The sequence below is a fragment of the Methylobacterium oryzisoli genome, assembly GCF_046557895.1.
Lineage (GTDB): Bacteria > Pseudomonadota > Alphaproteobacteria > Rhizobiales > Beijerinckiaceae > Methylobacterium > Methylobacterium oryzisoli.
This window is the reverse complement of record NZ_JBKIBX010000007.1, coordinates 147,196-166,919: the sequence shown is the minus strand read 5'-3', so window position 1 is coordinate 166,919 and position 19,724 is coordinate 147,196. Positions and strand designations below refer to the sequence as shown.

Sequence of the window (19,724 nt, the reverse complement as noted above, 5' to 3'; positions counted from 1 at the left end):
CGAGCCGAACCGGACTGTCGATGGCCGACGACGATATCTTGTTCCTGCTGCCGGACGACGGCGAGGCCGCGCAGGAGGCGGCGACGGTATGGCCCGTCGTCGTGGTGGACGACGATCCGGCCGTGCACGAGGGCACCCGCTTCGCGCTCTCCGGCTACGCCCTCGATGGGGCGCGGCTGGAGATTCTTTCGGCACATTCCGCCGCCGAGGCCCGCGACCTGCTCGCCGCGCGGGGCCCCACCGTGGCGGTGATCCTCCTCGACGTGGTGATGGAGACGGAGGATGCGGGCCTGCGGCTGGTGGACTTCATCCGCCGCGACCTGAAGGACGAGGCGGTGCGGATCATCCTGCGCACCGGCCAGCCGGGGCAGGCGCCCGAGCGCCGGGTGATCGTCGACTACGACATCAACGACTACAAGGCGAAGACCGAACTCACCGCCGACAAGCTGTTCACCAGCCTCACGGCGGCCCTGCGCGCCTACCAGCAGCTCAAGCGCCTGCAGGAGACCCGCCGGGGCCTGGAGATCATCATCGACGCGGCGCCGATGCTGCTCGACTACAAGTCGATGCAGCGCCTCGCCGAGGGTGTGCTGACCCAGGTGGCCTCGCTCCTCAACGTCGCCTGCGAGGGCATCCTGGTGCTGCGCGAGAATGCCGGGCGCGACGACGATTTCTGCGTGCTGGCCGGCTCGGGCTGCTACCACCACCTCGCCGTCGAGGGCGTGCCCGCGCCGCTCGATCCCGATGTCCAGACCATCGTGACGCAGGCCTTCGCCGAACGGCGCCACACCTTCGGCGACCATTGGTCGACGCTCTACGTCCACACGGCGAGCGGCAGCGAGATCGTCGCCCTGCTCAAGGCGGACCGCCAGCTCTCCGAGACCGACCGGGCGCTGATCGCGCTGTTCACCTCGCGCCTGTCGATCGCCTTCGACAACGTGATCCTCTACGAGCAATTGCAGCGGGCGAACGTGAGCCTGGAGCAGCGGGTGGTGGAGCGCACCGCCGAGCTGATGCGCGCGAACCGCCGGCTCGCCATGCAGCGCTCGGACCTGCGCCGCGCCAACCAGCTCAAGACCGAGATCCTCGGCACGGTGGCGCACGACCTCAAGAACCCGCTCGCGGTGATCCTGGGCCGGGCCGAGATGCTGGGCGACCTCATCGGCAGCCTGCCCCAGCCCGCCGAGGCGATGCGGGCGCAGGTCGGCCACATCCGCGATTCGGCGCGCCGGCTCACCGGCATGATCGAGAGCCTGATCGCCGACGCGATGAACGACGCGCTGGACATCACGCTGCGCCGCGAGCCGGTGGATTTCGCGGGCCTCGCCCGCGAGGTGACGCAGGCCAATGCGCCGCTCGCCGAGACCAAGAACCAGACCCTGCGCTCGCGCCTGCCCGACAGCCTCTACATCTGCGGCGACGGCGAGCGCCTGCGCGAGGCAATGGACAACCTGATCTCGAACGCCATCAAGTACAGCCCGGTCGGGGCCGAGATCGTGGTGAGCGTGGAGCGGACCGGGGACGAGACCGTCTATGCGGTGCGCGACTTCGGCCCAGGCCTGTCGCCCGAGGATACCGGGCGGCTGTTCGGCCGCTTCCAGCGCCTCTCGGCCAAGCCCACGGGCGGCGAGGGCTCCACCGGCCTCGGCCTCTCCATCGTCAAGCGCATCGCCGAACTCCACGGCGGGCGCGCCTCGGCCGAGAGCCACGCGCCGGAGGCGGGCACGACCTTCGCGATCCGCCTGCCGAACATCGCGGTCGAGCTGGCTTGAGGCGGCGCGGGCGCAGGTCGGCGCGGTTCCTCCGCGGCGACGACCCTGCACGGGAGGGCGTGCGCGCCCTCTCCTTCGCTTCCGGCGTCGAAGCCGCCGCAGCCTCAAGATATGCCAAACAAAATTGACACTTGGAAAAGTCTTTCTCGGTTGACGCTGCGATAGCCGTCATGTGATTGATCCACCCGGCCCGCCGAATTGGCGCAATATTCTCACGGGTGGAAAACAGATGCCCCTCCTCTCAGCCTTCGAGATCCTGGCGGAGACTCTGGTTCCCGGCGGGATCTTGCCGCCGACGGCGCCCAACCCTTTCGTCATCCAGGGCTACTGGGTGCAGCTGTCGGTCGCACCGGGCACCAGCCAGGCGAACTTCAACATCACCTTCCGGGAGACGACCGACTTCACGCAGGGCGCGGGACAGACAGCCCTGCAGGCGCAGTACATCGACGCCAAGGGGCAGGTCCAACCCTACTCGCAATTCTTCGCCTCGACGGGACGCGGGTTCCTCAATCAGACCCTTTTTGCCAATCAGACCGTCATCTACGGCGTGCAGGTGCTGCCGGGCCTGCCGACCGACGCCGCCCTGCCGCAGGGGGGCACGGGCTGGCGCGGGTTCGTGTCGATCGACGGCCAGACGCCCGGCACGCTGCTCGCGACGCCGACGCACCGGCTGCTCTACACCAACGGCAGCGACATCACGAAGGCGACCGCGCTCGACGCCGTCGTCTACGCGGTCCCGACCTTCAGCGGCGCCGCGCGGGTCTGACGATGGCGGACCAGAGCTTCACGGCCTTCTGGCTCGGCTACGCTCCGTCGGGGCCGGGCGCCGGCCCCCTGCTCGGTGCGGCGCCGCCCTACGTCGACACCGTGACGCTCGCCTTCGCCAACCTGTTTCCCGGCAACGTCACCTGCCAGAACTTCCTGTTCAAGGCGAACAGCGAGGACGCGATCCGGGCGGGCATCGCGGCCCTGCGGCGCTCGTCGCCGAACCTGAAGATCCTGCTGTCGCTGATCGGCACGCCGGACCCGATCGGCGTCGGCTGGAACACCGGCATCACCGATCCGGACGCGTTCGCCGGCTGGTGCGCCTACCTGGCGCACGGCTGGGGTCTCGACGGGTTCGACATCGACAACGAGGACCTCGACAGCAACCCGGGCCAGCCCTTCGTCGACACCGTCACGGCGATGCGCAAGGCGATGCCGAACGCCGTCCTGACGCTCGACACCTACCTGTTCGCGCGCGACCAGGCGGTCATCCGGCAGCTGGCGCCGGTTCTCACCGGCATCAACACGATGGCCTACTTCCTCGACTTCGACGCGATGACCGCGCTGGTCGAGCAATACGCGAGCGTGATCGAGCCGGCCAAGATCGCCATCGGGGTGAAAGCCGACAAGGTCGGCCCGATCACCCAGGGCACGTCCGTCGCGGACACCGCGAGGCTCAGCGCCTGGAACCCGTCCGGGGGGCCGAAGCGGGGCATGATGCTGTGGAACCTCAGCCAGGACATCGAGAGCGTCACGGGGGAGCCGGACGGGACTTGGACCCGCACGATCCACGACACCCTGCCCTGACCCGGCGCCCCGGCCGCCGCACAGGAGAGATCCGATGTCCGAGCCGCTTCCCGACGACGCCGTCCTGATGACCCTCGCGGGCATCGCCTACGGCGCCCCCGGATCGATCGGGCGCTACCTCGGCGAGGCCGCGCCCACCACCGGCTGGAGCCTCGCATGGCTGGCGGTGCCCGCCGACCCGCCGGTCAACTTCGCCTACATGGCCCGCGACACCCGCACCGGCGATTGCGTGCTGGCGATCCGCGGCACCTACCCGAACCCGTTCTCGCCCGCCTACTGGGAGGACGGCACCCAGGACAGCCCGTTCGGCGAGATGGCCGAGTGGCCGGGCGCGCCGGGCGCGCGGATCTCGGCCGGGACGGCGGAGGGGCTGGCCAACCTCCTGGCCCTGCGCGATGCGGCCGGGGTCGCGCTCGCGGACGCGGTGGCGGCGCTGCCGCCCGAGGCGGCCCTCACCCTCACCGGGCACAGCCTCGGGGGCACCCTCGCGCCGGTCCTGGCCCTGCATCTCGCCGAGGCGGAGCCGGGCCGCGGTCTCGGCGCTGTGAGCTTCGCGGGCATGACCCCGGGCAACCACGCCTTCGCCGCGCTGTTCGGGCCGCGCTCCCGGCTGGCGGGACGCCTGCGCCGGGTGTTCAACACCCTCGACACCGTGGCGTATGGCTGGGACCGGGTGCTGGCCACCCGCGGCTTTTACGACCCCGCCCCGAAGGGCGGACTCGCGGTCGACGCCCTGCTGGCCGCGACCGAGGCGCGGCTCGACCTCGGCGGCTACGGCTACGCGCCGGTGGGTCCGGCCGTCGCGCTGCCCGGCGTGCTGCGCGCGCCGGTCATTCCCTGCGACCTCGTCGCCTACGTGGTCGAGACGCTGCACCAGCACATGCCGGACACCTACCTGGCCCTGCTCGGGGCGCCCCCGCTGCCGTTCTCGATCATCTTCGGCAGCGCGGTGGTGCCCCGCGACCATCCGGCCGCCACCGCCTCGCCCACGTCGCGGCTCACCACGGTGAATCTCGACGCGCCCGCAGGCTGACGGCGGGTCCCGGCGGGCTGCACGGTCCACCCCCCACCGCATGGAGCGCGGGCCGCGCGGGATCCCCTCTCACGTGCGGGCTTGCGGATTCACACGTCGGGTCGTGCGCGGTCTCCTCTCCCCGCACGCGGGGAGAGGGCTTCGGCGACCTTGCCGTCGCCGAAGCGAGGCGGCAGCCGAAGGTGAGGGGGCGCTTCCGGAAGAGCCTCATCCGGCACTGCCCCCTCACCGTCGCGTTTGGCCCTATCGGGCCAACACGGGCTCGCTGCTTGCACGACAAGGTGCAAGCAGCCCTCTCCCCGCCCGCGGGGAGAGGAGATCCCGCGCCTCACGCGGCGATGTGTGAATGCGACAGCCCGCTCGGGAGAGGGGGTCCCGCGCCATCCTTGTCGAGGGATTTTCCCCGGACAGGCCTGCGCACGCGGGGAGAGGAGATCCCGCGCCTGACGACATCGCGGTGGGCGCACGACGACCCGCCCGCAGGATGAGGTGACGGCGGTGCGGGTTCGGCGTACCAACCGGCCATCCGATCGGCAGGCCCGGTTCCATGCGGAAGACATCGCCCTCCCCCGCTTCGCAACCCAGCAGCACGGCGCCGCCGCGCAGCGGCGGCGAGGCGGCGGCCGACACGGCCGTGCGCGTGCCCACCCGGGTGATCGCCTACGCGGATCCCGAGCCGCGCCCGGACACCCGGCCGCTCGCGGTCGAGATGCCGGTGAACGTGATCTACGGCAGCGTGCCCTACGCGGTCATGATGACGACGCCCGCCGACCTCGTGGATTTCGCCTACGGCTTCAGCCTGACCGAGGGCATCGTGCGCGCGGCCGACGAGATCCGCGACGCGGCGGTGGAGCCGGGCGAAGGGGGCTTGCGCCTCCTCGTCGACCTCGCGCCGGGGCGGCTGCGCGAGCACCTCGCGCGCAAGCGCGCGATCAGCGGCCGCACCGGCTGCGGGGTCTGCGGCATCGACGATCTCGCCGACATCCCGATGGCCGAGACCAAGCCCGATGCCGGCGTCACGGTGACGCTCGGCGCGGTGGAGCGGGCGCTCGCCGCCCTGTTCGATCTTCAGACCCTCAACCGCGAGACGCGGGCGGTCCACGCCGCCGCCTGGGCGGACCGCGACGGGCAGGTGCTCGCCGTGCGCGAGGATGTCGGGCGCCACAATGCCCTGGACAAGCTCATCGGCGCCCTGCTGCGGGCGGGCACGCGGCCGGAGACCGGCTTCCTCGTCATTACCAGCCGCTGCTCGTTCGAGATGGTCGAGAAGGCGGCGAGCTTCGGCGCCGCGGTGCTGGTGGCGATCTCCGCCCCCACCTCGCTCGCCGTGGAGCGCGCCCGCCTGCACGGCCTCACCCTCGCGGCCATCGCCCGCAGCGACACCGTCACGGTTTTCACCGCGCCCGAGCGCCTCGTCTCCGCCCCGCCGGACCCCGCCCCCTGAGCGGCGATGCCACCACGATGCGCGTTCGCATGGCGCACCGGATCGCATCCTTGTCCCGCCCGTACCCAGTGGAGATCGTGCTCAGGTCGCGCTCGTCGATCGACACGACAACACTCTCAGGCAGTGGCGACGCGGCGGCCGTGCTCGTCCACGACGCGCGCGCCGTCCTCCTTCACGAACTCGCCCTGCTGCGCCGGCAGGAGGTCGAGCACCGCCTCGGAGGGCCGGCACAGGCGCACGCCCTTGGGACTGACCACCAGCGGCCGGTTGAGCAGGACCGGGTGCGCCGCGATCGCGTCGAGCAGCCGCTCGTCGGTCAGGGACGGATCCGCGAGGCCGAGTTCGGCGTAGGGCGTCGCCGTCTCGCGCAGGAAATCGCGGAGCGGCAGGCCCGCCCGCGCGGCCAGGGTCCGGATCATCGCCCGCGTCGGCGGGGTCTTCAGGTACTCGACGACGTGCGGCTCGATGCCGGCGTTGCGGATCATCGCCAGCACGTTGCGCGAGGTGCCGCAGGCCGGGTTGTGGTAGATGATGACGTCCATCAGGCGACCTCCGAGCGGCACAGGGTGTCGGCGCGCTCGGGCACGGGCGCGGTCTCCGGCGGGCAGGCGGCCAGGGCGGCGACGGCCGGCGCGCAGACCTCCGGGCGGCCCTGGCAGCAATCGCGCATCAGGAAGGCGACCAGATCCGCGAGGCCCGCGAAGCTGGCGCTGTAGATCACGGACTTGCCCTCGCGCCGCGACCGGACCAGCCCGGCATGCGACAGCTCCTTCAGGTGGAAGGACAGGGTGTTGCCCGCGACACCGACGGTCTCGGCCAGCGCACCGGCCGAAAGCCCGTCCGGGCCGGCGGCCACGAGGGCGCGCACCGTGCGCAGGCGGTGTGCCTGGCCGAGGGCCGCGAAGGCCGAGAGGGCTTGCCGTTCGTCCATCGCGCAGCCTACATATCGACGATCGTTGAAACGTAGAAGAAAGCTCCGTCGTGGACAAGCCCCGCCAGCCCTTCGCCGATGGGATGCCGAACCTTTCGACCGCGCATTTCGAGGCGCCGACGCGTGAGCGGCTGGAGCCGCGGGAGCCCTTCGCGCACGCTCCCCGCTTCCTGATCCTGTACGGCTCGCTCCGGGAACGCTCGTTCAGCCGCTTCCTCGCCTACGAGGCGGCGCGCCTCCTGGAGGCGATGGGCGGGGAGGTGCGCCTCTACCACGCGCACGGCCTGCCGCTGCCCGACGACGCGACCGCCGACCACCCGAAGGTGCAGGAACTGCGGCAGCTCTCGCTCTGGTCCGAGGGGCAGGTCTGGGTCAGCCCCGAGCGCCACGGCACCCTGACGGGTGTGATGAAGAGCCAGATCGACTGGCTGCCCCTGAGCGAAGGGTCGGTGCGGCCGACGCAGGGGCGGACGCTCGCGGTGATGCAGGTCTCGGGCGGCTCGCAGAGCTTCAACGCCGTGAACGGCCTGCGCGTGCTCGGCCGCTGGATGCGGATGATCACCATCCCCAACCAGTCGTCCGTGCCGATGGCCTACCGGGAGTTCGACGAGGCCGGCCGGATGAAGCCCGGCCCGCTCTACGACCGGGTGGTCGACGTGTGCGAGGAGCTGATGAAGTTCACGCTGCTCACCCGCGAGCGGGCCGACACGCTGGTCGACCGCTACAGCGAGCGCAAGGAGCGCGCCCCCGAACGCCTCAAGGCCGTGGCCGCCGATATCGGTTTCGGCAAGCGCTGACGGCGCTCATCCGCCCATCGCCGGTTTCCCGCCTTTCCGATCCGCCGACCGCTTGTCACGCGGCCCGGCGCGCATTACACAGCGCCCATCGCACGCCGCCATAGCTCAGTTGGTTAGAGCGCTAGATTGTGGATCTAGAGGTCCCCCGTTCGAGCCGGGGTGGCGGTACCAGCGAACCCCCGCATCGCCAATGGTTTGAGACCTGCTCAGAGCGAGTGGTTCGGCGATTGCGAGGAATGCCCTTACGCCTGTAGTTCTCTGCCGCCTGTGATTCCCTGCGATCGCTTGGCCCGTCGCCCTCGCGTGCAAGCGCCGTCGTTCCGCCTGTCCGTGCAAGGTCCACGGCAGATCCTCAAGTACGGCCAAGCCCGGCAGCGTTTTCGCCGCAGGCGATACTCTCGACAGCAGGTCCTCGCCGAGTTAATCCGCCGCGATCCTTGGCGAGAACAGAATGCGAACGACGCTTTTGAGCAGGGCCATTCAGCGTGGCCGCGGTTGGCGCAAGTGGCGCACCGAGAACGCCAGCGAGATCGTGTTCGGTGCCGGCGCGCGGCTCGGGAGCATGCGCCTGCGCTGGACGATCCGGGGCCGCGTCCGGATCCTCGATGCCTCCGTCAACCGCCGGCTCGCCCGTCACACGGCCTTCGACCTGATCAACAACACGGACGTGACGGGCGCGCTGCGCGACCTCGATGACCTCGGGGCACCCCACCGGAAGGCCGGGTAGCGCGAGGCCGCGGCCCCGACGCATGCCACGGGAGCCCCGACTGCGCCGGGAGATGGAACGCGCCTTTCGCGCGGCCGCCGCGTGAAGCGCCCGTCAGGCCGAGCGGGCGGCGGCCTGTTCGGCGGCCACCAGCACGTCCAGGGCTCGCCAGGGCTTCGGCATGTAGGTGGCGGAGCGCGGCAGGTAGTCGATCCGGTCGCCGGGCCCGCCCGAGGTGACCACCATCCGGGTCCAGGGCCACTTCGTCGCCACCATGCGGGCGAGGTCGACGCCGTCCACGACGCGCGCGAGCCGCACATCCGTGAACACGAAGGCGACATCCTCGGCATGGTCGCGCAGGTAATCCAGCGCCTCCTCACCGCTCTCGGTCTCGACGACCCGCAGGTCGGTCTCCTCCAGCACGGCTGCCGCAAGGTCGCGCAGCATGCGGTCATCCTCGACCACGAGCGCGATCATGCGCGGAGCGATCGCTTGTCCCATCGGCAGGTCCCCCTGGTGCGTGGAAGGTCACCGTCGTGACCGACACAAGGAGTTCAACGGCGCGCCGCGCGATCCGTTCAAGCGGGGCCATTAACCGAAATCAAGATTGCCCGGCGATCCAGGGCGCGGGACGGTGGGGCACGATGCGACCGGTCTGACCGATCCGTCGATGGAGCGGGACGGGAGGCGGCGCGGGACATGGAGCTCACCACGCTAACGCAAGCGGGCCGCGCCTTCGGATCAGGGTTTTTCCGCCGCGATGGCGACCCCGCCGTCGAACTCGTCCCGGATGATGCCGAGCAGGGCCGTCTTCACGTTGAGCCCGCGTTCGGTGAGCGAGAGCCGGTGGCAGCTCTGGACCAGCCCGTTTCCGTCATCCGGCTGGCGCTCCTCGTCGGTCTTGCGCCGCCGCGTGTCGTCGTCGTGGGACGACGAGACCAGTCCGTGGTGCTCGAGGTCGACGTCGGTGACGGCGTAGAGCCGCAGATCGGGTGACGGCCGATCGTACACGCAGTGGATGCCGCGATCAGGGAGGGTGAAGAGACGCAGCGTCTGCATCCCCGTCAGCCGCCCGATCGCGCCGATGATCGCCTGCCGCTCCTGCGGCGGGAGACGGTCGAGACCCGCCTTCTGGAGCGAGACCGTGAGACGGTCGCGGTCCTTCAGGACCAGTTCGCCCCACACCGTCTTCATGCTCTGGATCCGTGCCGTCACGGACAGCAGGTCGCGGAAGGCCTGGTTGACCGACGCGAAGTTCAGGAACGCGAGCAGGATCAACCCTGCCGGAAAGACCACGCGCCAGATCGTGCTGCTGGCAATCGAGACCGCCTTCGCCATTGCCGCCTCCCGGAGCCCGAGTCGGTCCGTGATGGATGGCGAGAGCGTGTCTTCGAAAGCGTTGGCCGTCCGTGCGCCACGGCACGAGAGTAGAACGATCGTTGTTCCGCGAAACAGCTCAGGTTGTCGAGACCGCTCGTGCAGAGGATCCCGGCTGGGATCGATGCCGCGACGTGGCGATGGCGATCGAATGCTCGGCGCCGCGGCGGCGCGGCGACCGGTCGGAGGAGATCGGCTCCGCTCAGCGCCGGAGCCTCCGGACGTTCGCCGGCCCCGAAGCCTCCGCGTAGGCGTCCGGCACGCCGGCGAGGCCGGTGCGCTGGCGCTTCTGGTAGCGGGCCTCGATCAGGGCGAGGTGCAGCGCGCGGTCGAGTTCCGCCATCATCATCGAGCGGCTCTCGAGGCGCAGATCCTCGATGCAGCGGATCATGTCGTCGATCGAGGTGATGCTGAGCATGACGCTCCTCCCGCCGCGCGACCGTTCCCGCCGCGCTATGATGTCTGGAATTTTGTATACCAGACGAGCGGGAGTCAATCCGGATCCGGTCTCCGGCCGCAGCTCAGCGCGGCTCGGGCGGATGCTCGGCCTTGGCGTCGTAGCGGCGGGTCCATTCGGCGAGGATGCGGGGACGGTTCTCGGCCATCCAGGCAAGATCGTTGCGGATCATCCGCGCCTCGGCGTGGGGCGGGTAGTTCGCCGGCAGGCGCGCGGCACCCGGATGAGCCACCATGGCGAAGGTCTGGGCGTAGAGGTCGTTCGCCGCCCGCGAGGCGGCCCAGTCCGCCACCCGCCGGGCCAGCGCACTATGGGGCGAGGAGGCCAGGATCGCGACGGCTTCGAGCTCCCACCCCACGCCGTCGGCCGGGACGATGATGCGGATGGGGGCACCCTTCGCCCGGATCTCCGCCGCGCGCATGTCGTAGGTGAGGCCCACCGCGACGGTGCCGCGCGCGGCCTCCTCGCAGGGCGTGGCGGCGACTGGCAGGTAGGCCGCGACGTTCTCGTGCAGGGCATCCATGAAGGACCAGCCCGCCGCCTCCCCCATCGCCTGCAGCCAGCCCGCCACCAGCAGGTAGCCGGTGCCGGTATAGACCGGGTTCGGCATCGCGATCCGGCCCCTCAGCGCCGGGCTGAGGAGGTCGCGCCAGAAGACCGGCGGCGACAGCCGCTGGCGCTCGCCCAGCACCGTGTTGAAGCAGACCACCCCGAGATACGCGTCCATCCCGGTCCAGGCATAGGCGGGGCCGACATCCCGGAAAGCCGGCCGCAGCGCCTCGGCCCCCGCCGGGCGATAGGGCAGGAGGAGATCCGCCTTCTTGAAGAGCTGGAGGCTCGTCGCGGCGAGGCCGAGCACCATGTCGGCCCGCGGCTGCGCCCGTTCCGCCAGGATGCGGTCGGTGATGATGCCGGTCTGGTCCCAGACCCAGGCGATCTCGACCTCGGGGACGGCCGCCTCGATCGCGGCCTTCACGGGTCCGTGCTGCTCGGGTTCGAGGGCGGTGTAGACGGTCAGCCGCGTCCGGTCGCCCGCCAGGGCGGGGGCGGGCAGCCATCCGGCCGGGAGCGCGAGGACGAGCGCGAGGACGAGGCCGGGGATCGCGGATCGGTGACGCATCGCAGCCGCAGGACAGGCGGCCCCCGCGGGTGAGGGCCGGCGCGGGGTCGCACTCTCCCTCAAGATCGCGCGGCGGACCAGCCCCCGATTCGCGGCAGCCGCCGCGCATCGGAGCTACTCGGCCGCGGTCTCGGTCGCGTCCACGAGGCTCTCGACGAGGCCGATCAGCCGCCGCCGGACCTGCGGGCTGCTCACGCGCTGGAACGCACGGACCAGTTGAAGATCCTGGCTCGTCCAGAACAGATCGGACGAGACGACGCTGCTCGGCCGCTCCTCCTCGACCGCAACCTCCTGGCGAGGTGCGCCCTCATAGAAGAAGCCGACCGCGACACCCAACATGTCTGCGATCTGCTGCAGCCTGCTGGCGCTGATGCGGTTCGTTCCCTTCTCGTATTTCTGGATCTGCTGGAACGTGACGCCAAGTGCATCTCCCAGCTTCTCCTGGCTCACGCCGATGAGGAGGCGCCGCACACGCACGCGGTGCCCGACATATCGGTCAATCGGATCCGGTGCCTTCTTCAACTTCAGCTCCACTCGCCCGTCCTCGTCGCCGGCTCCCCGGCGCACTCATGGCTAGCAGAATCGAACCTAAGGTCAAAGTTACGAAAAACAAATCGCCGAATCTTGCGTAGACCGTCCCTTCCCCAAGGGAGCGCGGAAGTCTCCGGTCCAGAACCGCTTCGGCACCGACCGAGAGGGATCCGGTGACGCGGCCGTAAGGGTCCACCACGGCCGAGATACCCGTATTGGCGGAGCGCACGAGGGGCAGCCCCTCCTCGACGGCGCGCAGGCGGGCCTGCGCGAAGTGCTGGCGCGGGCCGGGCGTGTCGCCGAACCAGCCGTCGTTGGTGAGATTCAGGATCAGGCCGGGCCTCTCCCCCTCGCCCACCACCTCGTCGGGGAAGATGACCTCGTAGCAGATCGAGGGAGCGACCGGCGGCAGGCCCGGCACCGCGAGGCGGCGGCGCCCCTCCTCGCCGGCCGTGAACCCCCCGGGCACGGCCACGAACTGCGAGAGGCCGAGGGTGCGCAGGATGCGGTCGACCGGGGCCGGCAGGTACTCGCCGAAGGGCACGAGGTGGCGCTTGTCGTAGGGCGCGCCCGCGGTACCCTCCTGGCCGATCACCATCACGGAGTTGTAGAAGCGCAGCCGCTCGCCCGGCAGCGGCTCGTCGGCCCGCGCCGCGCCGGTGACGAGGTAGCGGCCGGGCCCGAGCGCCGCGGTGATCTGCGCCAGCGCCTTCGGGTCGCGCTGGATCAGGAACGGGAAGGCCGATTCGGGCCAGATCAGGTGGGTGACGTCGGCGAGGCCGTTCGACTCAGGGGAGGTCGCGCTGTCGCTCAGGCCGAGATAGTGCTGGAGGATGCCGTCGCGGTTGCGCGGGTTGAAGCGGGCGTCCTGCGGCACGTTGGGCTGCACGAGGCGCAGGCGCACGCCCGGCACCTCCGGCATCGGCCCCGCCGGAAGGCGCCACGCGCCGAGGCCCGCGAGGCCCGCAAGACCGGCGAGCGCGAGGAGCGCGGGCCACCGCCGCTCCCCCGGCGTGCGCCCCGTGGCGAGGGTCGCGGGGGCGGCGGCCATGATCACGGCCACGAGCGTCAGCCCGTAGAGGCCGAGCCAGGCGGCCGCCTGCATCAGCCACAGGTTCTGGCCGAGCGCCATCCCGAGCGTGTTCCAGGGGAAACCGGTGAAGAGGTGGCCCCGCAGCCATTCCGAGACGCCGAGCCCCGCGCCCAGGGCGAAGACCCGCCCCCAGCCGGGCGACCACAGCAGCCGGGCGAGCGCGAAGCCGAGGCCGAAGAACACGCCGAGCACAGCCGGCAGGCCGAGCACCCCGAAGGGCATCAGGACCGCGAAGCGGTCGGCCTCGACCAGGAACGCGGCGCCGAGCCACCACAGGCCGGCCACGCAATACCCGAAGCCCCAGGCCCAGCCGATCAACCCGGCCGTCCAGGCGGTGGCGAGGTGCCGGCGCCAGCGGCCCGTCCCGCTCGCCGCCCCGTCGAGGAGCCAGACCGCGACGACGAGGGAGGGTACCAGGGCCGGCAACAGGCCGAAGGGCGGCATCGCGAGCGCCCCGACGGCCCCCGCGAGCCACGCGAGCGCGAGGCGCCGCCAGCCGGAGGTCAGGGCCACGCGGTGTGCGAGCGCCGCGAGCCGCGCGGAGGATCGTCCGACGGGTCGGACGCCCTCGCCCGCGGACAAGGCTGCGCCGCGCAGGCCGGTCAGGGGGCGGTTCACGCGCCCGCGTCGGCGGGCGAGCCGCTGCCGTTGAGCGCGTGGGGCGGCGGCAGGGCGAGCGGCTCGGCCGGACCCGTGAGCTTGGCCGGTCCGTGGTGGAGGCGCAGCCGCTTGATCCGGCGCGGATCGGCGTCGAGCACCTCGACCTCGAAGTCGCCCGGCACCGCGATGACCTCGCCGCGCGAGGGCACGCGGCCCGAGATCGTCACCACGAGGCCGCCGATCGTGTCGATGTCCTCGGCCATCTCGCCCACGGCGCCCGCGATGTCGAAGCCCGTCGCCTCCGCGACGTCGTCGAGGCTCGCGCGGGCATCCGCCACGTAGATCTCCCCCTCGCCCTCGACCCGCAGCACCCGGTGCCCCTCGGCCACGTCGTGCTCGTCCTCGATGTCGCCGACCACGACCTCGATCAGGTCCTCGATCGAGATGAGGCCGTCGGTGCCGCCGTACTCGTCGATGACCAGCGCCATGTGGGTGCGGCTCGCCTGCATGCGCACGAGCAGGTCGAGCGCCGGCATGGAGGGCGGCACGAACAGGACCGGGCGCAGGATGCGCGTGGAGGCGAGCGTCGCGTCGAGGTCCACCTCGCCGAGGCTCGGCGCCCGGGCGAGCACCGGGCGGGGCGCGCGCCCGTCGCCCTGGATCACCGGGGGCGGCTCGGCGGCCGTCTTCGGCGGACGCCCCGACCCCGCCTCCGCGCGGGCGGCGAGGTGATCGACGAAGTCGCGGATGTGCACCATGCCGCGGGGATCGTCGAGGGTCTCGCCGTAGACCGGGATGCGGGAATGCCCGGCGGTGCGGAAGACCTTGAGCAGTTCGCCGAGCGAGATGTCGGCCGGGACCGCGACGATGTCGCCGCGCGGCACCATCACGTCGTCGACCCGGACGCGGTGCAGGCTGAGCACGTTCTTGAGCATCGCCCGCTCGACGGGCGAGAAGGCGTGGTCGCCCGACTGCGCCTCGGCGATCGCGTCGCTCAAGTCGTCGCGCTGGGCCTCGCGCGGCTTCAGGTGGAAGATGGTGAGGAGACGGTCATACCACGGTTCGCGCGCCGGACTGTCTTCCTCCGGGGCGGCCTGGGCGGTCGCAGCGGCGCCACGACTTCGATCGTTGCTCATGTCTCTCTAGTCTGGGATTTGCGGCGGTCGCGGGTCACTCCGCGGCCTCGCCGTAGGGGTCCGGTACGCCGAGGCGCCGCAGCGCCGCGACTTCCAGGGCTTCCATCGCCTCGGCCTCGGCGTCGCCGGTCTCGTGATCCTGGCCGAGGAGGTGCAGCGTACCATGGACCACGAGATGCGCGAGGTGATGCCCGAGGGGCTTCGACTGCTCCGCACTCTCGCGCAGCATTGTGTCATACGCAAGAACGACGTCGCCGAGCGGGCGCAGGTCTCCGCCATGGGGGTGGGAGGCCGGGAAGGACAGCACGTTGGTGGGCTTGTCCTGGCCCCGCCACGCGTGGTTGAGCTCCCGCACCGCCCCGTCGTCGGTGAGCACCACGCTCACCTCCACCGGGCCGCCGGGGGGAAGCTGCGCCAGCGCCGCCTCGACCGCGCGGCGCACCGCCGCGCCGAGATCCGCCACGGCCTCTTCCCAGCGCTCGTCCTCCACCACGACGTCGATCTCGTTCTCGGCGCTCATCGGCGCCTCACGGAAAAGGCCCGCGCCGCGGCGCGGGCCGGGCGTCGGGAGCCTCGCGGGTCGCTTCCGCATCCGTCTCGTAGGCCGTGACGATGCGGCGCACGAGGTCGTGGCGCACCACGTCCACGTCCCGGAAGGTGACGCGGCCGATGCCCTCGACGCCGTCGAGGATGCGCACCGCCTCGACGAGGCCGGACTTCTGGCCGGGCAGCAGGTCGATCTGGCTCGGGTCGCCCGTGACGATCATGCGCGAGTTCTCGCCCAGGCGGGTGAGGAACATCTTCATCTGCATGGAGGTGGTATTTTGCGCCTCGTCGAGGAGCACCACCGCGTTGGTGAGCGTGCGCCCGCGCATGAAGGCGAGCGGCGCGATCTCGATCATGCCGGTCTGCAGGCCCCGGTCGACGTGGCGCGCCTCCATGAAGTCGTAGAGGGCGTCGTAGATCGGGCGCAGGTAGGGGTCGACCTTCTCGCGCATGTCGCCGGGCAGGAAGCCTAGGCGCTCGCCGGCCTCGACGGCGGGGCGCGACAGGATCAGGCGCTCGGCGTGGCCCTGCTCCAGCAGGGAGACCGCGTGGCCGACGGCGAGCCAGGTCTTGCCGGTGCCGGCCGGTCCCTCCGCGAAGACGAGTTCGTTGGCGCGCAGGGCCTTGATGTAGGCGTCCTGCGCGGCGTTGCGGGCGCGCACGGCCCCGCGCCGCCGGGTGGCGATCTGCTCGAACTGGGCGCGCTCGCCGTTCGTCGGCGCCTCGGCGGCCGGAAACAGGTTGCCCTGGAGCGAGACCTCCTGGATGACGCCGTCGACGTCGCCCACGGTGAGCGGCGTGCCGCCTCCGTCGCGCACCCGCGCGTAGAGCATCTCGAGGACGAGGCGGGCCCGCTCGGTGGCGTCGGGCGCGCCCTTCACCACCACGTGGTTGCCGAGCGCCGTGGCGACCACGCCGAGCCGCCGCTCCAGATGGGCGACGTTCTGGTCGTACTGGCCGAAGACGAGGCTCGCGAGGCGGTTGTCGTCGAAGGTGATGGCGATCTCGGCCGTCTCGCTGAGGCCGGTCACGGGACGCGCGGCCTCCCGCCCCCGTCCGCCGCGTCCGCCCGATGAATCTCCCGGTCGCAAGCCCGCCATCCTACGCTGCGGCGGCCGAAGCCGCCTCCGTCCGCTCGCCGAACAGGCTGTACGTGCCCAGCCGGGTGATGCGCACCGGCACGACGCGCCCGATCAGTTCGGGCCCCGCCTCGATCTGCACCGCCTGGAGATAGGGCGACTTGCCGGCGATCTGGCCCGGATGCCGCCCGGCCTTCTCGATCAGCACGTCGAGCGTCCGCCCGACGGTGGCGCGGTTGAAGGCGCGCGCCTGCTCGTCGAGGAGCACCTGCAATTCGGCCAGCCGCTCGCGCTTGACCGACTCCGGCACGGCGTCCGTGTTTTCGGCCGCGGGCGTGCCGGGGCGCGGGCTGTACTTGAACGAGAAGGCGCCCGCGAACCCGACGTCTTCCACGAGCCGCATCGTCGCGGCGTGGTCGGCATCGGTCTCGCCGGGGAACCCGACGATGAAGTCCGAGGAGAGCGCGATGTCGGGACGGGCCTGCCGGATCCGGTCGATCAGGCGCCGGTAGGTGTCCGCGTCGTGCCGGCGGTTCATCGCCGCGAGGATGCGGTCGGAGCCAGACTGCACCGGCAGGTGCAGGTAGGGCATCACGGCGGCGCAGTCGCGGTGGACGGCGATCAGCTCGTCGTCCATGTCGCGCGGGTGGCTGGTGGTATAGCGCAGCCGCTCGACGCCGGGCATCTCGGCGAGCCGGCGCATGAGGCGGCCGAGCGACCACGTGCCGCCCTCCGGACCCTCGCCGTGATAGGCGTTGACGTTCTGGCCGATCAGCGTGAGTTCGCGCGCCCCGCCGGCCGCCAGCCGCTCGGCCTCGGCCAGCACCTTGGCCACCGGCCGCGAGACCTCGGCCCCGCGGGTGTAGGGCACCACGCAGAAGGCGCAAAATTTGTCGCAGCCCTCCTGCACGGTGAGGAAGGCGGTGGCGCCCGCGACCCGGCGCGGCGGCAGGTGATCGAACTTGTCGTCGAGGGGAAACTCGGTGTCGACGACCTTGCCGGTCCGGGCCTGCCGCAGCAGGTCGGGCAGGCGGTGATAGCTCTGGGGGCCCACCACCACGTCGACGGCGGGCGCGCGGTGGATGATCTCGCGCCCCTCGGCCTGCGCCACGCAGCCCGCGACGACGATCGTGGTCTCGCGCCCGGCCTGCGCCCGTTCCCCCTTGAGGTCGCGCACGCGGCCGAGTTCGGAATAGACCTTCTCGGCGGCCTTCTCGCGGATGTGGCAGGTGTTGAGGACGACGACGTCCGCCTCCTCGATGGAGGCGGTCTCGGCGAAGCCCTCGCGGCCGAGCAGGTCGACCATCCGGGCCGCGTCGTAGACGTTCATCTGGCAGCCGTAGGATTTGACGAACGCTTTCTTCAACGAACCGGCCTTCTGCGCGGGGAGAGGGGCCTTCGGCCCTGACGTCATTTAAGCGGTCGGGGCGGGAATGAGAATAGGCGGCCCCGCGGCCGGCTCCGGCGTGGCCGGCCGGTCGGCCAGGGGCGCGCGCCCGGTCACCGCCGCCTGGAGGCTGCGGCGCACCGCGGCCTCGGCGAGCGCGGTGGCGGCCTTGCGGTCCATGCCGTCCGCGAAGGTCACCGGCTCGCCCCAGACGATCTCGGCGTCGATCGGGCCGCGTTCGAGGAAGAGGGCGAGGTGGGGGGCGAGTTCCATGTCGCCGTACCACGCGATCTCCGGGCGCTCCTTGCGGGTGAGCGGCATCCCGTGGCGGCCGGTATAGGCGATGCAGAGCGGCTGCAGGCGCACCCGCTCCAGCCCGCCGACCGTCAGCGCCGCCCGGGCGGCCCCGACGAGCGAGGTGCGGAAGGGCAGGAGCCGGTTGCCGTCCCCGGTCGTGCCCTCGGCGAACAGCACCACCACCTCGCCCCCCGAGAGGCGCCGGCTGAGTTCGGTGTTCACCACCGCGGTGTGGCGCTTGCGGGCGCGGTCGATGAACACGGTGCGCTGGAGCTTCGCCATCACCCCGATCACCGGCCAGCCGGCGATCTCGGACTTCGCCACGAAGGAGAGCGGACGCAGCGCGCCCAGCACCGGGATGTCGAGCCAGGAGATGTGGTTGGCCAGCACCAGGGCCGCCTCGCCGCCCGAGGGCGGCGTGCCGGTCACCCGCACCCGGACCTGGAACAGGCGCAGGAAGAGCCGGTGCATCAGCATCGGCGCCACGCCGGCGAACCGCCCCCCGGCCAGCGCCATGCTCAGGCGGTGCGGCCCGATCAGCAGCGCCAGGGCGGTGACGTAGACGAGGAGGCGCAGGCCGGTCTTGGCGTGACGCGCGAGCAGGGCGGGTGCGATCACGCGAGAGAGACCTGCATGGTCAGGGCGCCCGTGCGGGTGCCGTCGGGCCGCGCGTAGTAGCCGGCCCGCCGCCCGGTCTCGACGAAGCCGAGGCGGCGATAGAGGGCGAGCGCCGGGCCGTTGGCGTCGTCGACCTCCAAGTGGACCCTGCGCACCCCCGCATCGGCGAGCGCGCGCAGATGGGTGGCGAGCAGCTGGCGGCTCAGGCCCGCGCCGCGGCAGGACGGTCCGAGCACCACGGTCAGGATCTCGGCCTCGTCGAGCACGCGCCGCGAGAGCACGAAGCCGGCGAGCGTCGTGCCCCGCATCAGCGCGTGGGCGAGGTGCCCGCGCTCGCACAGCATCCGCTCGAACTCGTCCGCCTCCCAGGCGCGCGCGAAGCCGGTGGCGTGCAGGGCCGCGAGGTCGGCGGCGCGCTCGGACGAGAGCAAGGCCGTCACGTGGGGCGGGGCCGGGGCAGTGCGGAAGGGCATCCACATCGGGCCGCCTCGCCGGTCAGCGCCGGGGCAGGCGCGCGTGGTCCTGCGGCTGCGCGTCCGGACCGCGCAGGTACAGGGGGCGCGGCAGGGCGTGCTCGGGATCGGCCACGAGGCCGAGCGAGGCCACCCAGGCGATCTCCGGCGCGGTGTGCCCCTCCGGCACGACCGCGCGGCCACCCGCGGCGTTCACGGCCGCGGCGACCGCGGGCGCCCCGGAGCCGGCGAGCGCCGCCGGACCCGCGCCGACATGCTGCACCGCCTCGGCGAGGGGGATCAGCGCGGGCGGGACGACGATGCCGCCGTCCGGGCTCAGGGCCTGGAAGTAGACGTGGCCGTGGCGGGCATCGATCGCCGCGCCGAGGAGGTAGCCCTGTCCGAGGAAATCCTCCCCGGAGGCGAGGAGCGGGGCGAGCAGCGCCGAGAGCGTGGTGACGCCGACCACCGGGATGCCGGTGGCGAGCCCGATGGCGCGCGCCGCCGCGAGGCCGACCCGCAGGCCGGTGTAGCTGCCCGGCCCCACCGTGACGGCGACCCGGTCGAGGGCGGAGAAGCCGCCCTCTACCCGGGCCACGACCCGCTCCACCAGGGGCAGCAGCGCCTCCGCGTGGCCGCGCTGCAGGGCGAGGTTCTCCTGCGCCAGCGGCTCGGCCGCCTCGTCGGAGGAGATGCAGGCCGCGCAGGATTCGAGCGCCGTGTCGATGGCCAGGATACGCAAGGATCGTCGACTCCGCCCGCGGGACTGCCGCGGG

Annotated in this window: 22 protein-coding genes and 1 tRNA gene; 8 read left to right on the top strand and 15 right to left on the bottom strand. The window is 71.8% G+C overall.

The features are described 5' to 3' along the window. Positions 1–20: 20 nt before the first annotated feature. The 5 genes from ACKUB9_RS09590 (at position 21) to fdhD (ending at position 5,821) form a co-directional block, all read left to right on the top strand. The gene (locus tag ACKUB9_RS09590) at positions 21–1,772 is read left to right on the top strand and encodes an ATP-binding response regulator (protein ID WP_407521135.1); all 1,752 of its coding nucleotides are present in this window, start codon (positions 21–23) and stop codon (positions 1,770–1,772) included. 229 nt (positions 1,773–2,001) lie between these two features. Continuing rightward, a complete protein-coding gene (locus tag ACKUB9_RS09585; RefSeq protein ID WP_407521133.1) occupies positions 2,002–2,538 on the top strand; it encodes a hypothetical protein in 537 nt (178 codons plus the stop codon). Between the two features lie 2 nt (positions 2,539–2,540). Continuing rightward, the gene (locus tag ACKUB9_RS09580; RefSeq protein ID WP_407521131.1) at positions 2,541–3,344 is read left to right on the top strand and encodes a glycoside hydrolase family 18 protein; all 804 of its coding nucleotides are present in this window, start codon (positions 2,541–2,543) and stop codon (positions 3,342–3,344) included. A 34-nt stretch (positions 3,345–3,378) separates the two neighbouring features. Further along, positions 3,379–4,377 (top strand): lipase family protein, encoded by a 999-nt coding sequence (locus ACKUB9_RS09575; RefSeq protein ID WP_407521129.1) that lies wholly within the window; start codon positions 3,379–3,381, stop codon positions 4,375–4,377. 547 nt (positions 4,378–4,924) lie between these two features. After that, complete coding sequence (fdhD, locus tag ACKUB9_RS09570) at positions 4,925–5,821, top strand: formate dehydrogenase accessory sulfurtransferase FdhD (protein ID WP_407521127.1); 897 nt, start codon at positions 4,925–4,927, stop codon at positions 5,819–5,821. A gap of 116 nt (positions 5,822–5,937) precedes the next feature. Here the strand turns inward: fdhD and arsC are convergent, their stop codons facing one another. Together arsC and ACKUB9_RS09560 are read right to left on the bottom strand one after the other, a co-directional pair. After that, positions 5,938–6,363, bottom strand: coding sequence for an arsenate reductase (glutaredoxin) (gene arsC, locus ACKUB9_RS09565; RefSeq protein WP_407521125.1), 426 nt, complete (start codon positions 6,361–6,363; stop codon positions 5,938–5,940). Beyond that, entirely contained in the window at positions 6,363–6,752 is a 390-nt protein-coding gene (locus ACKUB9_RS09560) for an ArsR/SmtB family transcription factor (RefSeq protein ID WP_407521123.1), read from the bottom strand. Before ACKUB9_RS09560 ends, arsC begins: the two co-directional genes overlap by 1 nt. 50 nt (positions 6,753–6,802) lie before the next feature. On the opposite strand from ACKUB9_RS09560, the gene arsH reads away from it, so the two are divergent. From arsH to ACKUB9_RS09545, 3 genes are all read left to right on the top strand, one after another. Beyond that, the gene (gene arsH / locus ACKUB9_RS09555; protein ID WP_407521121.1) at positions 6,803–7,549 is read left to right on the top strand and encodes an arsenical resistance protein ArsH; all 747 of its coding nucleotides are present in this window, start codon (positions 6,803–6,805) and stop codon (positions 7,547–7,549) included. A 94-nt stretch (positions 7,550–7,643) separates the two neighbouring features. Beyond that, positions 7,644–7,720 (top strand) — tRNA-His (locus ACKUB9_RS09550). Between the two features lie 280 nt (positions 7,721–8,000). Then, a complete protein-coding gene (locus ACKUB9_RS09545; protein ID WP_407521119.1) occupies positions 8,001–8,276 on the top strand; it encodes a hypothetical protein in 276 nt (91 codons plus the stop codon). 93 nt (positions 8,277–8,369) lie between these two features. Here the strand turns inward: ACKUB9_RS09545 and ACKUB9_RS09540 are convergent, their stop codons facing one another. From ACKUB9_RS09540 to tsaB, 13 genes are all read right to left on the bottom strand, one after another. Beyond that, positions 8,370–8,756, bottom strand: a complete 387-nt coding sequence (locus ACKUB9_RS09540; RefSeq protein ID WP_407521117.1) for a response regulator — start codon at positions 8,754–8,756, stop codon at positions 8,370–8,372. Between the two features lie 240 nt (positions 8,757–8,996). Beyond that, the gene (locus ACKUB9_RS09535; RefSeq protein WP_407521115.1) at positions 8,997–9,593 is read right to left on the bottom strand and encodes a hypothetical protein; all 597 of its coding nucleotides are present in this window, start codon (positions 9,591–9,593) and stop codon (positions 8,997–8,999) included. A 241-nt stretch (positions 9,594–9,834) separates the two neighbouring features. Then, complete coding sequence (locus tag ACKUB9_RS09530; protein ID WP_407521113.1) at positions 9,835–10,050, bottom strand: hypothetical protein; 216 nt, start codon at positions 10,048–10,050, stop codon at positions 9,835–9,837. A gap of 103 nt (positions 10,051–10,153) precedes the next feature. After that, on the bottom strand, positions 10,154–11,209 hold the full coding sequence (locus tag ACKUB9_RS09525) for an extracellular solute-binding protein (protein WP_407521111.1): 1,056 nt from the start codon (positions 11,207–11,209) through the stop codon (positions 10,154–10,156). A 114-nt stretch (positions 11,210–11,323) separates the two neighbouring features. After that, the gene (locus ACKUB9_RS09520; protein ID WP_407521109.1) at positions 11,324–11,743 is read right to left on the bottom strand and encodes a helix-turn-helix domain-containing protein; all 420 of its coding nucleotides are present in this window, start codon (positions 11,741–11,743) and stop codon (positions 11,324–11,326) included. Then, the gene (lnt, locus tag ACKUB9_RS09515) at positions 11,706–13,415 is read right to left on the bottom strand and encodes an apolipoprotein N-acyltransferase (protein WP_407521246.1); all 1,710 of its coding nucleotides are present in this window, start codon (positions 13,413–13,415) and stop codon (positions 11,706–11,708) included. Before lnt ends, ACKUB9_RS09520 begins: the two co-directional genes overlap by 38 nt. A 32-nt stretch (positions 13,416–13,447) precedes the next feature. Next, the gene (locus ACKUB9_RS09510) at positions 13,448–14,569 is read right to left on the bottom strand and encodes a hemolysin family protein (RefSeq protein WP_407521107.1); all 1,122 of its coding nucleotides are present in this window, start codon (positions 14,567–14,569) and stop codon (positions 13,448–13,450) included. Positions 14,570–14,603: 34 nt separating this feature from the next. Next, entirely contained in the window at positions 14,604–15,089 is a 486-nt protein-coding gene (gene ybeY, locus ACKUB9_RS09505) for an rRNA maturation RNase YbeY (RefSeq protein ID WP_407521105.1), read from the bottom strand. Positions 15,090–15,096: 7 nt separating this feature from the next. Next, positions 15,097–16,215 (bottom strand): PhoH family protein, encoded by a 1,119-nt coding sequence (locus ACKUB9_RS09500; RefSeq protein WP_407521103.1) that lies wholly within the window; start codon positions 16,213–16,215, stop codon positions 15,097–15,099. A 1-nt stretch (position 16,216) separates the two neighbouring features. Continuing rightward, positions 16,217–17,560 (bottom strand): tRNA (N6-isopentenyl adenosine(37)-C2)-methylthiotransferase MiaB, encoded by a 1,344-nt coding sequence (gene miaB, locus ACKUB9_RS09495; protein WP_407521101.1) that lies wholly within the window; start codon positions 17,558–17,560, stop codon positions 16,217–16,219. 48 nt (positions 17,561–17,608) lie between these two features. After that, complete coding sequence (locus ACKUB9_RS09490; protein ID WP_407521099.1) at positions 17,609–18,496, bottom strand: lysophospholipid acyltransferase family protein; 888 nt, start codon at positions 18,494–18,496, stop codon at positions 17,609–17,611. After that, entirely contained in the window at positions 18,493–18,975 is a 483-nt protein-coding gene (locus ACKUB9_RS09485) for a GNAT family N-acetyltransferase (protein WP_407521097.1), read from the bottom strand. The genes ACKUB9_RS09490 and ACKUB9_RS09485 overlap by 4 nt, the downstream gene beginning before the upstream one ends. Positions 18,976–18,991: 16 nt before the next feature. Further along, positions 18,992–19,690, bottom strand: coding sequence for a tRNA (adenosine(37)-N6)-threonylcarbamoyltransferase complex dimerization subunit type 1 TsaB (tsaB, locus tag ACKUB9_RS09480; RefSeq protein ID WP_407521244.1), 699 nt, complete (start codon positions 19,688–19,690; stop codon positions 18,992–18,994). Positions 19,691–19,724: the final 34 nt, after the last annotated feature.

What these genes read in the sequence shown, in the direction of transcription:
- ACKUB9_RS09590 (WP_407521135.1), top strand. Translation starts at nt 21, where the DNA reads ATGGCCGACGACGATATCTTGTTCCTGCTGCCGGACGACGGCGAGGCC.
- ACKUB9_RS09585 (WP_407521133.1), top strand. Translation starts at nt 2,002, where the DNA reads ATGCCCCTCCTCTCAGCCTTCGAGATCCTGGCGGAGACTCTGGTTCCC.
- ACKUB9_RS09580 (WP_407521131.1), top strand. Translation starts at nt 2,541, where the DNA reads ATGGCGGACCAGAGCTTCACGGCCTTCTGGCTCGGCTACGCTCCGTCG.
- ACKUB9_RS09575 (WP_407521129.1), top strand. Translation starts at nt 3,379, where the DNA reads ATGTCCGAGCCGCTTCCCGACGACGCCGTCCTGATGACCCTCGCGGGC.
- fdhD (WP_407521127.1), top strand. Translation starts at nt 4,925, where the DNA reads ATGCGGAAGACATCGCCCTCCCCCGCTTCGCAACCCAGCAGCACGGCG.
- arsC (WP_407521125.1), bottom strand. Translation starts at nt 6,363, where the DNA reads ATGGACGTCATCATCTACCACAACCCGGCCTGCGGCACCTCGCGCAAC.
- ACKUB9_RS09560 (WP_407521123.1), bottom strand. Translation starts at nt 6,752, where the DNA reads ATGGACGAACGGCAAGCCCTCTCGGCCTTCGCGGCCCTCGGCCAGGCA.
- ACKUB9_RS09545 (WP_407521119.1), top strand. Translation starts at nt 8,001, where the DNA reads ATGCGAACGACGCTTTTGAGCAGGGCCATTCAGCGTGGCCGCGGTTGG.
- ACKUB9_RS09540 (WP_407521117.1), bottom strand. Translation starts at nt 8,756, where the DNA reads ATGGGACAAGCGATCGCTCCGCGCATGATCGCGCTCGTGGTCGAGGAT.
- ACKUB9_RS09535 (WP_407521115.1), bottom strand. Translation starts at nt 9,593, where the DNA reads ATGGCGAAGGCGGTCTCGATTGCCAGCAGCACGATCTGGCGCGTGGTC.
- ACKUB9_RS09530 (WP_407521113.1), bottom strand. Translation starts at nt 10,050, where the DNA reads ATGCTCAGCATCACCTCGATCGACGACATGATCCGCTGCATCGAGGAT.
- ACKUB9_RS09525 (WP_407521111.1), bottom strand. Translation starts at nt 11,209, where the DNA reads ATGCGTCACCGATCCGCGATCCCCGGCCTCGTCCTCGCGCTCGTCCTC.
- ACKUB9_RS09510 (WP_407521107.1), bottom strand. Translation starts at nt 14,569, where the DNA reads ATGAGCAACGATCGAAGTCGTGGCGCCGCTGCGACCGCCCAGGCCGCC.
- ybeY (WP_407521105.1), bottom strand. Translation starts at nt 15,089, where the DNA reads ATGAGCGCCGAGAACGAGATCGACGTCGTGGTGGAGGACGAGCGCTGG.
- ACKUB9_RS09500 (WP_407521103.1), bottom strand. Translation starts at nt 16,215, where the DNA reads ATGGCGGGCTTGCGACCGGGAGATTCATCGGGCGGACGCGGCGGACGG.
- ACKUB9_RS09485 (WP_407521097.1), bottom strand. Translation starts at nt 18,975, where the DNA reads ATGTGGATGCCCTTCCGCACTGCCCCGGCCCCGCCCCACGTGACGGCC.